A 15,336-nucleotide genomic window follows, 5' to 3' on the forward strand; every position below is an offset into this window, starting at 1 on the left:
GTCACCTTATATTTAGTGCGGCGCGCCAGAATCATGCAGATTTTGCATCAAAGTGTGCGCCCATCCCATTCTTTCGTAAAGCTTCGTTATGGCCAGACTCGACATTTTGCATTACCCTGATGCGCGCCTGCACACCGTCGCCAAGCCGGTGAAAGCGGTCGACGAACGCATCCGCCAACTGGTCGACGACATGGCCGAGACCATGTATGCCGCTCCCGGCATCGGACTGGCCGCGACCCAGGTCAATGTGCATGAGCGCGTCATCGTGATCGACATTTCCGAGACCCACGATGCGCTGCAGGTGTTCATCAATCCCGAGCTCGTCGCCCAGTCGGGTACCGAGGAAAGCGAGGAAGGCTGCCTGTCGGTGCCCGGCGTATTCGACAAGGTGACCCGCGCCGAACGCGTCACCGTAAAGGCGCTGGACCGTGACGGCAAGCCGTTCGAACTCGAGGCCGACGGCCTGCTGGCGGTGTGCGTCCAGCATGAGATGGATCATTTGATGGGCAAGGTTTTCGTCGACTACCTGTCCAACCTCAAGCGCAACCGCATCAAATCCAGGCTGCTGAAGCAGGCGCGCGAACACCGGCCCGACGCCGCGCCGGTGCGCGCCTCGCTCTGAGCCGGCCGGTGCGGATTCTGTTTGCGGGCACGCCGCCGTTTGCCGCGGCCGCCCTCGAGGCCCTGGCCGACGCCGGCCACGACATCGTCCGTGTGCTGACCCAGCCCGACCGCCCGGCCGGGCGCGGCATGAAGCTCACCCCCAGTGCGGTCAAGCAGGCGGCGCTGGCGCGCGGGTTGTCGCTGTCGCAGCCCGCCAGTCTGAAAACCCCCGAAGCCCAGGCCGAACTCGCGGCCCTGAATGCCGACGTCATGGTGGTCGCCGCCTATGGCCTGATCCTGCCGCAGGCGGTGCTCGACCTGCCGCGTTTCGGCTGCCTCAACATCCATGCCTCGCTGTTGCCGCGCTGGCGCGGCGCGGCGCCAATCCAGCGTGCGATCCTGGCAGGTGACACCGAGACCGGCATCACCATCATGCAGATGGACGCCGGCCTCGACACCGGGGCGATGCTGACGAAAACCCCGGTGCCGATCCACGACACCGATACCGCGGCCAGTCTGCACGACACGCTGGCCGCGGCCGGCGCGCGCGCGATCGTGGCGGCGCTGGAAAAGCTTTCAACGCTGGAACCCGAGGCACAGGACGACCGCCAGGCCACCTATGCCGCCAAGCTCAGCAAGGAGGAAGCGCAACTCGACTGGAGCCAGCCGGCCGAGGTGCTGGCGCGCGCGGTGCGTGCCTACAATCCGGCGCCCGGCGCGTGGACGCTGCTCGACGGCGCGCCGCTGAAAATCTGGGCGGCCGGGGCCGTTGCCGGCACCGGCCAGCCCGGCACGCTGCTGCGCGCCGACGCCGAGCAGCTGGTCGTCGCCTGCGGCAGTGCCGCATTGGCCCTGCATGAGGTGCAGCCCGCGGGCAGCAAGCGGATGCCGGCGGCGGCCTTTCTCGCTGGCCGGCCGCTCGCGTCTGGCACGGTTTTCGGCCGCTGAGCCCGGATCACGCGACCCGCGTCCTGCTATCATCCGGCGCTTGTCGCAGCGGCCGGAATCCCATGAATCAAGCAATGAACCCGAGCGTGTCCCCCGATGCGTAATCTGCAAAAACTGGCCGCCGGCGCGCTCGACGAAGTGCTCGCCGGCGCGGCGCTGCACCAGGTGTTGCCGCGGCGTTTGCAGCAGCTGCAAACACCGGGCGAACGCGGCGCGCTGCAGGACATCGTGTACGGCAGCCTGCGCCAGCTGGGGCGTCTCGACGCCTGGCTGGACGCGCTGCTGGAGCGCCCGCTGACCGATCCCGAACTCGGCTGGCTGTTGCGCGTGGCGCTCTACCAGCTGGCCTACACGCGCGCGCCCGCGCATGCGGTGGTGCACAACGCCGTCAGCGCGGCGGGCGAAGGCTGGCGCCGCGGTCTCGCCAACGCGGTGCTGCGCAACTTTCAGCGTCGCCGCGCCGAGCTGGACAAACTCGCCGATGAACAACCGACCGCGCGCTGGTCGCATCCCGACTGGTGGATTGCCAAACTGCAAAGCGAGCACCCGGCGCACTGGCAGGCGATCCTTGAGGCCAGCCTGCTGCACCCGCCGTTCACGCTGCGCATCAATTGCCGCCATGGCGATGTCGCGGCGTATTTGCGGCGCCTGAACGACGCCGGCCTGCCGGCCCATCAAACCGGCCCCGATGCGGTCACGCTCGACCGCGCGGTGCCGGTGCACAGCCTGCCCGGCTTCGACGAAGGCCATGTGTCGGTGCAGGATGCCGGTGCGCAGTGGGCGGCGCGCCTGCTCGATGCGCAAGCGGGCGAGCGCGTACTGGACGCGTGTGCGGCGCCCGGCGGCAAGACCGGCCATCTCCTCGAGCGCAGTGAAGTGGAGCTCGTCGCGCTCGACGTCGACGCGGCGCGGCTGGCACGGGTGCAGGAAAACCTCGATCGACTGCAGCTGAAGGCCACGCTCGTTGCTGGCGACGCCGCGCAGCCCGACGCTTGGTGGGACGGCCGGCCGTTCGATCGCATTCTGGCCGACGTGCCGTGCAGCGCTTCCGGCGTGGTGCGCCGCAACCCCGACATCAAATGGTTGCGCCGCCCCGAAGACATTGCTCAATTTGCCGCCCAGCAAGCCGTTATGCTGGAGACGCTGTGGCGACTGCTGGCTCCGGGTGGTACATTGCTTTACGCCACCTGTTCGATATTCCATGAAGAAAACGCCGGGCAAGTGCAGGCATTTCTGGCGCGCCATGCCGGGGATGCCGAACGCTGTCCGCTTCCAGAACCTTTGTCCGACGGAGTCCTGCTGCCCGCTGCCGAACATGACGGTTTTTATTACGCCCTGCTGCGCAAGACCTGACACTGCCCTGCTGCGCAGGCTGTTCGCGCTGGTGCTGGCGGGCTGGCTGGCGCTGGCCGGAAGCGCGCTGGCCAGCGATAAAAGCGCGGTGCGACAGGCCGCCATCCAGGCGACGCCGCAAGGCTATGTGCTGGATGCGCTGATCGACATTGCGCTCAATCCCACGCTGGAAGATGCGCTCGCCAAGGGCATCCACCTGCATTTCCAGCTGCAGCTGGAAATGAGCCGCCCGCGCAGCTGGTGGTTCGACGAAGGCATCGCCGAGCCGGTGCGCAAGCTGCGGATTTACTACCACCTGCTGCTGCGCCGTTACGTTGTCGAAACTGGCTATACCACCCGCACGGCTGCCACCCTCGACGAGGCGCTCACCCTGCTGGGGCAGGTGGAGAGCTGGCATGTGCTGGACCGCGGCGTGCTCAGGCCCGGCCAGCGTTACGATGCCCGCCTGCGGTTGCGTCTCGACACCGCGCAGCTACCCAAGCCCCTGTCCATCGGCGCGGTGACCAGCGACAAATGGGAGCTGGTGACGCCCTGGTACGACTGGTCGTTCGAAGCGCCCCTCGTCAAATCGCCCATGCCCTGATGCGCCGTCTGATCGCCGCCGCCCTCGTCATGGGCATCGCCTTGCTGGGACTGCTGTTCTACGCCAGCGGCGACAGCGCCGTGTTCTCCGACTCACTGCCCACCCTGTTCGTCGTCGGCGGTGTGCTCGGCGTGGCGATGCTGCTGCTGCTGGGCTGGCGTTTGTGGTGGCTGCAAAAACGCATCCGCCGCGGCGTCTTCGGCGCCAAGCTCACGCTCAAATTGCTGGCCATGTTCGGCGTCGTCGCCCTGCTGCCCGGACTGGTGGTGTATGGCGCCTCGGTGTTCTTTCTCAACCGGTCGATTGAAACCTGGTTCGACGTACGCGTCGACAATGCACTGGCCTCCGGCGTCAACCTCGGCCATGCCGCGCTCGATGATCTGCTGCGCGAGCTCGACAAAAAAGCCCAGCGCATGGCACTGACTCTGTCCGACGAGGGCATGGGTTCGATCATCACCAGCCTGTCCACCCTGCGCGAACAGAGCGCGGTGCAGGAGTTGACGCTGTTCGACGAACGCGGCGGCGTGATCGCGCACGTCAGCGGCGAAAGCGGCACCCTGCTGCCGGTGCTGCCCGAGCGCAGCGTGCTGTGGCAGGCACGACAGCAGCAGCCCTACAGCCGCATCGAGGAAGTGCCCGAGCGCGGGCTCATCATGCACGTCATCGTGCCGGTGTATACCAGCGCGCTGACCAGCGATACCCGCGTGCTGCAGCTGGTGCAACCGGTGCCGGCCAGCCTCGCGCGTGATGCGCAGGCGGTGCAGCTGGCCTACCAGGAATACCAGCAGATCGCGGTGTCGCGGCTGGGACTGAAGCGCCTCTATGGCGTGGCGCTGACGCTCACCCTGATGCTCGCACTGCTGATGACGCTGGTCATCGCCTATCTGCTGTCGGAACGGCTCGGTGCTCCGCTGCGTTCGCTGGCGCGCGGCACCCGCGCGGTGGCCAAGGGCGATTTTTCGCAGATGCCGATGGTGAAGAGCCGCGACGAACTCGGCGTGCTGATCCAGTCGTTCAACCGCATGACGCGCCAGCTGTCCGAGGCGCGCGAGCAGGTGGCGCAGACCCACCAGCAGACCGAGCAGGCAAAGGCGTTTCTTGAGCGCGTGCTGGCCAACCTGTCGTCCGGCGTGGTGGTGCTCGACGAGGCGCTGCAGGTGCGCACGATCAACAGCGCGGCGGCGCAGATTCTGGGTGTCGACGCCTCCGTGCTCGATGCGCGGCCGCTTGCCGGGCTGGGCTTGCCGGGCGAGGTGCTGAACGAATTTGGCATGCGGATGGTCGCGCGCTTTGGCGAGCATGCAGGCGAGTGGCAGGAGCAGATCGATTATGCCGGCCCCGGCGGCAGCCAGACATTGCTGGTGCGCGGCACCCGGTTGCCGCCGGGTGTCGAGCGCGGCTATGTGCTGGTGTTCGACGACGTCACCAAGCTGATCGACGCCGAGCGCAACGCCGCATGGAGCGAAGTGGCGCGACGGCTGGCGCACGAGATCAAGAATCCGCTCACCCCGATCCAGCTCTCGGCCGAGCGCATCGCGAGGAAACTCGACGGTCGACTCGAAGTGGCGGATGCCGAGTTCCTGTCGCGCGCCACGCAGACCATCGTCAATCAGGTCGCCGCGATGAAAAGCATGGTCGACGCGTTTGCCGGTTATGCGCGGATGCCGCGCGCCAAGCTCGAGGCGCTCGACCTCAATGCGCTGGTGCACGAAGTGCTCGCGCTGTACGACGCGCGGGCGCTCGGACTGCAGCTGCAACTCGACGCCGGTCTGCCGCGTGTTGCGGGAGACTCCACATTATTGCGTCAGGTGATACATAATCTGTTGCAAAATGCGCAGGATGCGCTGGCGGGTCATGCCTCGCCAAAAGTTGAGATCAGCACGCATCTCAACAACCAGGCTGTTTGCCTGACCGTAACCGACAATGGAGCCGGCTTTCCGGAGCACCTGATGACGCGGCTGTTCGAGCCCTATGCAACGACCAAGGCCAAAGGGACCGGTCTGGGGCTGGCCATCGTCAAAAAAATCGTGGAAGAACACCAGGGCAAAATCCAGATCGAGAATCTCAAGTCGGGCGGCGCGGCGATACGCATCGCGCTGCCTGTTTTTACGGCAGCCGGAGAACACACGTGAGCGGGCATATTCTCGTCGTCGACGACGAAGTGGGCATTCGTGAATTGCTGTCGGAGATTCTGACCGACGAAGGCTACGACGTGCACCTAGCGGAAAACGCCGAGGCGGCGCGCGCCTTCCGCGCACTGCGCCGGCCCGATCTGGTCCTGCTCGACATCTGGATGCCCGACACCGACGGTGTCACCCTGCTGAAGGAATGGGCGGGCGGCGGCCAGCTCACGATGCCGGTGGTGATGATGTCCGGCCACGGCACCATCGATACCGCGGTTGAGGCCACCAAGCTCGGCGCGGCCGACTTTCTGGAAAAGCCGGTGGCGCTGGCCAAGCTGATCGACACCGTCAGCAAGGCGATCAAGCGCGGCGTCGCCCTGCCGCGGCGCGCCCCCAGCATGGACCTGTCGGCCCTCGGCCGCAGCCCGCTGATCCTCGACCTGAAAAAGCGCCTCAGCCAGATTGCCGGCAACACCGCACCGGTGATGCTGCAGGGCGAACCCGGCAGCGGCTTCGAGGTGTGCGCCCATTTCCTGCATCAAACCGGCACGCCCTGGGTCGAGATCAAGGACCGCGCGCGCCTGGTGTCCGATCCGCTGAGTTTTGTCGAATCGCTCGGCAACGGCACCCTGTTCCTGTCGGATGCGTGCGAACTCGCGCGGCTGGAGCAAAAAGGGCTGGGTCTGCTGCTCGACCGCATCGAAGGCACCGGCGCACGTCTGGTGTGCGCCTCCAGCCGCAGCCTCGACCCCATGGTGGCGGCGGGCGAATTCGACAGTCGGCTGTTCTACCGTCTGTCCAGCCTGGCGATCCAGGTGCCGCCCCTGCGCGAGCACCGCGAGGACATTCCCGAGGTCGCCAACTTCATGCTGGCGCAGCTGATCGAGGCGGGCGTGTGCCCGGTGCGGCGGCTCACCACGCCGGCGCTCAACCAGCTGCGCAATTTCGACTGGCCGGGCAACCTGCCGCAGCTCAACAATGTGGTGCGCACGCTGGCGGTCACCGCACTGGCCGGCGAAATCGACGCCATCGACGTCAACCGCGTGCTGGCACCGATGAAGCAGGCCTCGCCCGCGGTGGCCCACGGCATCCCGCTCGACATTCCGCTGCGCGAGGCGCGCGACGCCTTCGAACGCATGTATTTCGAACACCTGATCCAGAAGGAAGGCGGCAGCATGACGCGGGTCGCCGACAAGTCCGGACTGGAGCGCACCCACCTCTATCGCAAGCTCAAGCAGCTCAACATCAAGCATGGCCGCCGACTTGACGAAGACCTCTGACCTGGGTGAAGCGTCAGGTGTGAGGGGTGCGCTGCGCCTGGCATTCACCCTTCCCCCTTTGCCCAGCACCGCATCATGAAAATCATCATCCTCGGCGCCGGCCAGGTCGGCTCCAATCTGGCCGCCAGCCTGGTCGCCGAAAACAACGACATCACCGTGGTCGACCTCGACGCCGCGCGCCTGTCCGAGCTGCAGGACCGCTTCGACCTGCGCACCGTGCGCGGCCACGCCGCCCACCCGTCGACGCTGAAGGCGGCCGGCGCCGGCGACGCCGACATGCTGGTGGCGGTGACGCAGAGCGACGAAACCAATCTGGTGGCCTGCCGGCTGGCCGCGACGCTGTTCAACATTCCCACCCGCATCGCGCGCATCCGCTCGAACGACTTTCTGGAATCCGAGGGCGAATTCCTGTCCGAGCATTTCGGCGTCGACCACATCATCAGCCCCGAGCAGGAAGTTACCGACACCCTGCGCCGGCTGATCGAGCACCCCGAAGCCCTGCAGGTGCTGGACTTTGCCGGCGGCAAGGTGCGGCTGGTCGCGGTGCGCGCCTACCATGGCGGCCCGCTGATCGGCCACGAGCTGCAGGACCTGCGTCGCCACATGCCGGACATCGACGCGCGGGTGGCGGCCATCTACCGGCGCGACCGCGGCATCGTGCCGAAGGGCATCACGGTCATCGAGCCGGGTGATGAGGTCTTCTTTCTCGCCCGCAAGCAGGACATTCCGGTCGTCATGCGCGAGCTGCGCCGCATGGAGCGCCCGGTCAAGCGGGTGATGATCGCCGGCGGCGGCAACATCGGGCGCCGGCTGGCGGCAGCGCTCGAGCGCAACTACGAGGTCAAGCTGATCGACCACAACAAGGCCACCTGCGCTCAGCTGGCCGAGCAACTGCACCGCACCCTGGTGCTGCAGGGCGACGCCACCGACGAGGAGCTGTTCGAGCAGGAAAACATCGAGGCCATCGACGTCTTCTGCGCACTGACCAACGACGACGAGGACAACATCATGTCCGCGCTGCTGGCCAAACGCATGGGGGCGCAGCGGGTGATCGCGCTGATCAACCGCTCGGCCTACGTTAACCTGGTGCAGGGCGGCGAGATCGACATCGCGATTTCGCCGGCGCAGGCCACGGTGGGCCCGCTGCTGTCCAAGATCCGCCGCGGCGACATGGCGGCGGTGCACAGCCTGCGCCGGGGCGCCGCCGAAGTGCTGGAAATCGTCGTCCACGGCGACACGAAGACCTCCAAGGTGGTGGGCAAGCGCATTGGCGACGTCGCGCTGCCGGATGGCGCCTCGATCGCCGCCATCATCCGCGGCGAGGAGGTGCTGATCGCCCACCACGACACCCTGATCCAGGCCGAAGACCACCTGATCGTGTTTGCGCTCAACAAGCGCATCATTCCCAAGGTCGAAAAGCTGTTCCAGGTCGGTTTCGGCTTTTTCTGATACCCGCCCGAAGACCCACGGACACCTTGTTGCCGGATCGTGCCCCACGACGCGCAAGCCAGTAACCCGCCGCCTCGCCCCCGCGTGAGCTCAAGCCGGATGCGTCGCCCGATCTCCCGTTTTGCGCCGGTCCTGCATGTGTTCGGGATGGTGATTCTGATTTTTTCCTTCACCATGCTGGTGCCGCTGCTGACGGCCCTGGTCGGACACGATGCCGCACAGTTCGCGTTCGACGAATCCTTTGCCGTGACGCTCATCGCCGGCTTTGCGCTGTGGCTGGGGGCGCGGCGCTGGCGCCGCGAACTCAAGGTGCGTGACGGCTTCCTGCTGGTGATGCTGGTGTGGACCGGCCTGCCGGCCTTCGCCACCCTGCCCTTCCTGATCCATTCGCCGGAGATGAGTTTCACCGATGCCTATTTCGAGGCCATCTCGGGACTCACGACGACTGGCGCCACCGTGATGAGCGGGCTCGACACCCTGCCGCCTTCGCTCAACCTGTGGCGACACCTGCTCAACTGGCTGGGCGGCATGGGCATCATCGTGCTGGCGGTGGCGATCCTGCCGCTGTTGGGCGTCGGCGGACGCCAGCTGCTGAAAGCCGAGCTGCCGGGGCCGATCAAGGACACCAAGCTCACGCCGCGCATCGCCGATACGGCCAAGCTGCTGTGGGCGACGTATGCAGCGCTGACCGTGGCGTGCGCGGTGGCGCTCAAGTGGGCCGGCATGAGCTGGTTCGACGCCGTCTGCCACGCCTTCGCCGCGCTGAGCCTGGGCGGCTTCTCGACTCACGACGCCAGTGTCGGCTATTTCGACTCGCCGCTGATCGAGGGCGTATTGATCGTCTTCATGTTGCTGGCGGCGCTCAACTTCGTCACCCATTTCCTTGCCTTCCGCCAGAGGAGCCTGCAGCCCTACCGACACGACCCTGAAGTCGCCGGCGTGCTCGGACTGGTGATCGCGAGCTGTCTCGGCATCAGCCTCTATGTCTGGCAGGCCGGGGTGTATCCGGAATTTCTCACCGCGCTGCGCCACGTCAGCTTCAATCTGGTGTCGCTCGCCACCGACTGCGGGTTTGTCAGCACCGACTTCAACACTTGGCCGATGTTTGCGCCGATGTGGATGCTGCTTCTGTCCTGCATCACCGCGAGCGCCGGCTCGACCGGCGGCGGCCTGAAGATGATCCGCGCGGTGTTGATGTTCCGCCAGGGCGTGCGCGAGCTCGAACACCAGCTGCATCCCGCAGCGCGCCTGCCGGTCAAGATCGGCGGCCACGCGGTGCCGAACCAGATCGTGTTCGCGATCCAGGCCTTCGTCATGATGTATATCGCCACCATCGTGACCATGACGCTGGTGTTGCTGGCCAGCGGGCTCGATTTCGTGAGCGCGTTTTCCGCCGTCATTGCCTGCATCAACAATGCCGGGCCCGGACTCAATGAGGTCGGCCCTGGAACGAACTACGCCAGCCTCAACGACTTTCAGACCTGGGTACTCGCGTTCACCATGCTGCTCGGGCGGCTCGAACTGTTCACCGTATTCGTGTTGTTCACCCGCGCCTTCTGGCGCGGCTAGGCGCCGGCGCTGGTAACATCGCGTTAATCGAAGCCCGCCCCATCCCTGCCATGTGCGGCGGAAGGGTAAACGCCACCCCAAACGACATATGTCGCAAATCCTGCCCGTCGTTCACATCCTGTCGAAAGTGCTGATGCTGTTTTCGGCAGCTTTCCTGCTGCCGCTGGCGGTCTCGCTCGTTCTGGAGGATGGCGCGCACAAAGCGTACGACTGGGCGATCGCCGTCACCTTCCTGTCCGGGCTGGTGCTGTGGGTTTTTTCCCGCCGGGGCAAGCGCGAACTGCATACGCGCGACGGTTTTCTGCTGGTGGTGATGATCTGGACGATCCTGCCGCTCTACTCCGCCATCCCGCTGCTGTCCTACATGCCCGAGCTCAGCTTCACCGACGCCTATTTCGAGGCGGTATCGGGCCTGACGGCCACCGGCGCGACGGTGCTGTCGGGGCTGGATGCCCTGCCGCCGTCGATCAATGTGTGGCGCACCGAAATGCACTGGATCGGGGGCATGGGCGTGATCGTGCTGGTGGTCGCGGTGCTGCCGATGCTGGGGGTCGGCGGCCGCCAGCTGTTTAAGGCCGAGACGCCGACGCCGATGAAGGACAGCAAGCTCACCCCGCGCATGGCGGAAACCGCCAAGGGGTTGTGGCTGGTGTACGCCATCTTCACCGTGTTCTGCATTCTGGCGCTGTGGCTGGGCGGCATGAGCTGGGTGGACGCACTGGTGCATGCCTTCAGCGTCATGAGCCTCGGCGGCTTTTCCTCGCACGACGCCAGCATGGGCTACTTCGATTCCGTGGTGCTCGAGATCATCGTCATGGTGTTTGCGCTGATCGCGGCGATCAGCTTTTCTACGCACTTCATGGCGCTGCGCATGAAGAACCTGTCGGCCTACCGTTTCGACACGGAAATCCGCTGGGTCTTTTTCGTGCTCGGCGCCAGCATTCTCGGGCTGACCTTCTACCTGCTGTACAAGGGCTTTTATCTGGATTTTCCCGAGGCGCTGCGCTATGCGGCCTTCAACACGGTCTCCGTCGCCACCACGCTTGGGTTCTCCACCACGGACTACAACGTCTGGCCCTATTTCGCGCCGCTGTGGATGCTGTTCCTGTCGAGCTTCATCGCCGGCTCCGGCTCCACCGGCGGTGGCATCAAGATGCTGCGCGCGATCCTGCTCTACAAGCAGGTCTATCGCGAGATGATCAAGCTGGTGCACCCCAGCGCAACGGTGCATACCAAGCTCGGCAACCAGCCGGTGCCCAACAAGATTACCTATGCGGTGCTGGCCTTCCTGTTCATCTATGTCGCTTCGATCGTGCTGCTGTCCTTCGTGCTGTCGGCGTCGGGGCTGGACATCTTCACCTCTTTCACCGCCGTGGTCGCGATGGTCAACAACACCGGCCCCGGCCTCGGCCAGGTCGGCCCCGCCAGTACCTACGCCATCCTGAATGACTTCCAGACCTGGGTCTGCAGCTTTGCCATGCTGCTCGGGCGGCTGGAATTCTTTACCCTGCTGGTGGTGCTCACTCCGGTGTTCTGGAGAAAATAAAGGGGAAACTTGATGCCGTCGATCGCCGATTTCGAATCCATGCTCGCCGCCGGCCGCGACAACGCGCTGCTGCGCTTTTCGCTCGGCAACGAATATCTGAAGGCGGGCAATGCGGGAAAAGCCGCCGAGCATCTGCGCCGCGCGGTCGAGCACGACCCCAAGTATTCGGCCGCCTGGAAGCTGCTCGGCAAGGCCTTGACCGACACCGAATCCTGGGAGGATGCGCTGGCCGCCTACCGGCAGGGCATTGCCGTGGCCGAGGCGCGCGGCGACAAGCAGGCCGCCAAGGAAATGGGGGTATTTGCCCGCCGCATCATGAAACAGCTTGGGTTAGAATCGGGCGATTGATTTTTGAGGGAGCAGCAAATGACGCGGATGGTGAATTGTGTGAAGCTCGGGCGCGAAGCCGAAGGCCTGGCCTTCCAGCCGGTGCCCGGGGAACTGGGCAAGAAGATTTTCGAGAATGTGTCGAAGGAAGCCTGGGGCGGCTGGCAGCGCCACCAGACCATGCTGATCAACGAAAACCGCCTCAACCTGGCCGACCCGCAGGCGCGCAGCTATCTGATGGAACAGATGGAGCGCTACTTCTTCGGCGGCGGCAATGTCGACGCCGCAGCGGGCTACGTTCCGCCCGCCAAGTAGTGCGTGCTTGTTGACGCATACGATTTCCACATGGGCTTTAGCCCATAGTGGATCGGAGTCCTTTAGGGCTGCAGCGGCTTTAAAACCACGGCCGACCCCTCGCGGGTAAATCCGGGACAGGCACCCTAACAAAACGGGCTCCCGCAGGAACCGCGTTTGCCTTCGCGGCGCAAAAAAATCACATCACTTCTTTTTCGATTTCTTCCAGCGAGGTGTGGCGCACGTCCTTGCCCTTCACCATGTAGACCACGTATTCCGACATGTTCTTGGCGTGGTCGCCCATGCGCTCGATCGCCTTGGTGACGAACAGGATGTCGATGAAGACCGAGATCGTGCGCGGGTCTTCCATCATGAAGGTGATCAGGTGGCGCAGGTTGAGGCGGAATTCCTCGTCCACCGCCTGGTCCTGGCGCGCGATTTCGACCGCCTTGGTGGCGTCCAGGCGGGCGAAGCCGTCGAGCGCCTTTCTCAGCATGTCGAGCACGAGGTCGGACATGTATTTCACTTCGGAAAAGCGCGGCAGGCTGATGCGCTCGGCCTGGTGAATCAGCTTGGCCATGCGCGCGATCTTGGCGGCCTCGTCGCCGATGCGCTCGAGGTCGGTGATGGTCTTCACCACCATCATCACCATGCGCAGGTCGGATGCGGTCGGCTGCCGGCGCGCGATGATGTGGGTGCAGTCCTCGTCGATCGCCACTTCCAGCGCGTTGACGTGGTGGTCGTTGGCGTCCACGCGCTCGGCCAGGTCCATGTTGCCCGAGATCAGGGCCTCGATCGCATTGGTGATCTGCTCCTCGACCAGACCACCCATTTTCAGCACGCTGGCGCGTACGGCTTCCAGTTCGGCGTCGAATTGTTTATAGGTATGTTCTGTTGGCATGGCGGTGATCTCTCAAGAAATATCGTCTGATTATATGCGCCGACTGTGACGATTTGGTGTACGGCAGGTTTCAGCGCGACTTGAAGGGCAGCGCGTAGCGGGTCCCGTCGACATCGAGAAACAGCGTCCAGTCGTGCCGCCCGCTGATGCAGACCGGCAGCGTCACGTTCGAGGCAAACGCCCCGTCGCCCGCGGGCCGCAGGTCATACCGGTTGAAACCCATGTCCATCCCCACCATCTGGAATTCGGCGCTGATGCGACGGGCGTTGGGCGCCGAAACGCGCAGGCCGAACGCTTCCAGCGGCGTCGGCTGCGACAGAAAACGCACGTCCACGGCTGCGCCGCGGTGGCTGAACGCGCAGCCGGCCAGCGGATCGGCGCAACTTACCGCCACGGCGTCGGCCGGGCGTTTCAGCCACCAGCCGGTCACCGCGATCGCGATCAGCGCCGCCGCCAGCAGCAGCGGCACGGCCACCCGTTTCATGTCCACGCTCCGCGCAGCAGCGCCACGCCGTGCGCGCCGTGCGATTGCGCCAGCGCCACGTCGTCGCGTTCCAGCCCGCCCAGGCCGTAGACCGGAATCGGGCTGGCAGCGGCAAGCTCGGAAAACGTCTCCCAGCCCAAGGTGGCCGCGCCCGGATGTGTGAGTGTGGGCAGCACCGGCGACAGCAGCGCGAAATCGGCGCCGATTTCAGCGGCATGGGCGAGCTCGGCGCTGTCGTGGCAAGACACCCCGATCAGAAAATCGTCCGCCTCGGCGTAGTCCGGCCGCGCGGCCAGCTGGCCTGCGGCGGACGAATCGAGATGCACGCCGTCGGCGCCCGCGGCGTGCGCCAGCTCCGGGTTGCCGTTGACCAGTACGCGCGCGCCGTGCAGATGGGCGCGGCGCACCGTCTCGCGCGCCAGCGTCAGCCGCACGTCCTCGGGCAGCGTCTTGTCGCGCAGCTGGATCAGCCGCAGGCCTTGGGCGAGCGCGACATCCAGCCGTGCCAGAAAGCTGTCGACGCCGAGCGACTCGGCGTGCGAAATGCCCAGCACCGGCGGCAGCGCCAGCGCCTTCAGGATCGGGAAATTCGCCGGCAGCAGCGGCGTTACCTCGACCGCGTCGGGCAGCTGCCAGGAAAAAAGCTGCCCTTCATGCGGATGCGGCACGCCTTCCCACTGGAAGACGCGGAAAAAATTCAGCCGTACGGTCGCGTGCGGGTAGACGAAAACGCGGGTGATCCAGCGGCAGGTGCGGGTGACGACGATGCCGAGTTCCTCGTGCAGCTCCCGCGCCAGCGCCGCGTCCAGCGATTCTCCCGCCTCCACCTTGCCGCCGGGGAATTCCCAGTGGCCCGCATACACCTTGCCCGGCGGCCGCTGCGCCAGCAGCACGCGGCCGTCGGGCTGGGTCAGCACCGCGGCGACAACGATTAATTCGTTCTGGGCATCACGTTCGCCCCCTCTCCCATCTGGGGTCAGGGTTGGGGAGAGGGCACTCGAGCCGGGATTCATTTACGTCCCGCCCAGTCCCGCGCGAACTGCCATGCAACCCGCCCGTTGCGCGCGCCGCGCCCGAGCGACCACTGCAGCGCGGCGCGCTCGAAGCCCCCGTCCGCCGGTGCGCCGAGGCTTGCGGCCCAGTGGCGCGCGATGGCGAGATAGGTGTCCTGGTCCATCGCGTGGAACGACACCCAAAGCCCGAAGCGGTCGGACAGCGAAATTTTTTCCTCGGTCGCCTCACCCGGATGTACTTCGCCACCGAGGTGCTTCGTCTCCAGGTTCTCCGCCATGTATTCCGGCATCAGGTGACGCCGGTTCGACGTGGCGTAGATCAGCACGTTGTCGGACGGCCCGGCGAGCGAGCCGTCGAGCGCGGCCTTGAGGCTGGCGTAGCCCGGTTCGTGCTCGGCGAAAGAGAGGTCGTCGATGAAGACGATGAAACGGTAGTCGGCGTCGGCCAGCAGATCGAACAGGTCGGGCAGATGGGGCAGTCCGGCCTTGTCGACCTCGATCAGGCGCAGCCCTTTCGGCGCGTATTTGGCATGCACCGCCTTCACCAGCGAAGACTTGCCGCCGCCGCGCGCACCGGTCAGCAGCACGTTGTTGGCGGGCTTGCCGGCGACGAACTGACGCGTGTTGGTGTCAACCCGCTGCTTCTGCTCGTCGATCGCCAGCAGGTCCCTGATTGCCACCCGCTGCGGATGCAGGATGGGTTTGAGCGTTCCTGCCTGCGCCGACCAGCGCGCGGCGCGCACGGTCTTCCAGTCGAGACCGTGCGCGGTGGCAGACGTGTCGAGGCGGTCGAGCAGGCGCTCGATGCGGGGCAGCAAGTGGGCGAAATCGGTCATGCCGTGATTCTAGCGGACGGCGCGCGC

15 protein-coding genes are annotated in these 15,336 nt (G+C 65.6%); 11 read left to right on the forward strand and 4 right to left on the reverse strand.

Annotated features, from left to right (window positions below; translation table 11 throughout):
- Window positions 1-88: 88 nt before the first annotated feature.
- The 11 genes from def (at window position 89) to Q8R61_RS03110 (ending at window position 12,096) form a co-directional block, all read left to right on the forward strand.
- Window positions 89-622, forward strand: a complete 534-nt coding sequence (gene def, locus Q8R61_RS03060; protein ID WP_305534080.1) for a peptide deformylase — start codon at window positions 89-91, stop codon at window positions 620-622.
- A gap of 8 nt (window positions 623-630) precedes the next feature.
- Window positions 631-1,551, forward strand: a complete 921-nt coding sequence (gene fmt / locus Q8R61_RS03065; protein WP_305534082.1) for a methionyl-tRNA formyltransferase — start codon at window positions 631-633, stop codon at window positions 1,549-1,551.
- Between the two features lie 96 nt (window positions 1,552-1,647).
- Entirely contained in the window at window positions 1,648-2,904 is a 1,257-nt protein-coding gene (gene rsmB / locus Q8R61_RS03070; RefSeq protein ID WP_305534084.1) for a 16S rRNA (cytosine(967)-C(5))-methyltransferase RsmB, read from the forward strand.
- Window positions 2,867-3,487: a DUF4390 domain-containing protein gene (locus Q8R61_RS03075; RefSeq protein ID WP_305534086.1), complete on the forward strand. Its 621-nt coding sequence runs from the start codon at window positions 2,867-2,869 to the stop codon at window positions 3,485-3,487. The genes rsmB and Q8R61_RS03075 overlap by 38 nt, the downstream gene beginning before the upstream one ends.
- Window positions 3,487-5,619, forward strand: a complete 2,133-nt coding sequence (locus Q8R61_RS03080) for an ATP-binding protein (RefSeq protein WP_305534088.1) — start codon at window positions 3,487-3,489, stop codon at window positions 5,617-5,619. The genes Q8R61_RS03075 and Q8R61_RS03080 overlap by 1 nt, the downstream gene beginning before the upstream one ends.
- Window positions 5,616-6,890: a sigma-54 dependent transcriptional regulator gene (locus Q8R61_RS03085; protein WP_305534090.1), complete on the forward strand. Its 1,275-nt coding sequence runs from the start codon at window positions 5,616-5,618 to the stop codon at window positions 6,888-6,890. Before Q8R61_RS03080 ends, Q8R61_RS03085 begins: the two co-directional genes overlap by 4 nt.
- A gap of 75 nt (window positions 6,891-6,965) precedes the next feature.
- A complete protein-coding gene (gene trkA / locus Q8R61_RS03090; protein WP_305534092.1) occupies window positions 6,966-8,339 on the forward strand; it encodes a Trk system potassium transporter TrkA in 1,374 nt (457 codons plus the stop codon).
- 147 nt (window positions 8,340-8,486) lie between these two features.
- Entirely contained in the window at window positions 8,487-9,908 is a 1,422-nt protein-coding gene (locus Q8R61_RS03095) for a TrkH family potassium uptake protein (protein ID WP_305534093.1), read from the forward strand.
- An 88-nt stretch (window positions 9,909-9,996) separates the two neighbouring features.
- Window positions 9,997-11,454 carry a TrkH family potassium uptake protein gene (locus Q8R61_RS03100; RefSeq protein ID WP_305534094.1) on the forward strand — a complete coding sequence of 486 codons (1,458 nt, stop codon included), beginning with the start codon at window positions 9,997-9,999 and terminating at the stop codon, window positions 11,452-11,454.
- Between the two features lie 12 nt (window positions 11,455-11,466).
- Window positions 11,467-11,802 carry a tetratricopeptide repeat protein gene (locus Q8R61_RS03105; RefSeq protein WP_305534096.1) on the forward strand — a complete coding sequence of 112 codons (336 nt, stop codon included), beginning with the start codon at window positions 11,467-11,469 and terminating at the stop codon, window positions 11,800-11,802.
- A gap of 18 nt (window positions 11,803-11,820) precedes the next feature.
- Window positions 11,821-12,096, forward strand: coding sequence for an oxidative damage protection protein (locus Q8R61_RS03110; protein WP_305534098.1), 276 nt, complete (start codon window positions 11,821-11,823; stop codon window positions 12,094-12,096).
- Between the two features lie 178 nt (window positions 12,097-12,274).
- Here the strand turns inward: Q8R61_RS03110 and phoU are convergent, their stop codons facing one another.
- The 4 genes from phoU to Q8R61_RS03130 form a co-directional block, all read right to left on the reverse strand.
- Window positions 12,275-12,976, reverse strand: a complete 702-nt coding sequence (gene phoU / locus Q8R61_RS03115) for a phosphate signaling complex protein PhoU (protein WP_305534100.1) — start codon at window positions 12,974-12,976, stop codon at window positions 12,275-12,277.
- 70 nt (window positions 12,977-13,046) lie between these two features.
- Complete coding sequence (locus tag Q8R61_RS03120) at window positions 13,047-13,460, reverse strand: hypothetical protein (RefSeq protein WP_305534102.1); 414 nt, start codon at window positions 13,458-13,460, stop codon at window positions 13,047-13,049.
- Entirely contained in the window at window positions 13,457-14,473 is a 1,017-nt protein-coding gene (locus Q8R61_RS03125; RefSeq protein ID WP_305534104.1) for a Nudix family hydrolase, read from the reverse strand. The genes Q8R61_RS03120 and Q8R61_RS03125 overlap by 4 nt, the downstream gene beginning before the upstream one ends.
- Window positions 14,470-15,309, reverse strand: a complete 840-nt coding sequence (locus tag Q8R61_RS03130; protein WP_305534106.1) for an ATP-binding protein — start codon at window positions 15,307-15,309, stop codon at window positions 14,470-14,472. Before Q8R61_RS03130 ends, Q8R61_RS03125 begins: the two co-directional genes overlap by 4 nt.
- Between the last annotated feature and the right edge of the window lie 27 nt (window positions 15,310-15,336).

Source organism: Thiobacillus sp. (genome assembly GCF_030696885.1).
Classification (GTDB): domain Bacteria; phylum Pseudomonadota; class Gammaproteobacteria; order Burkholderiales; family Thiobacillaceae; genus Thiobacillus.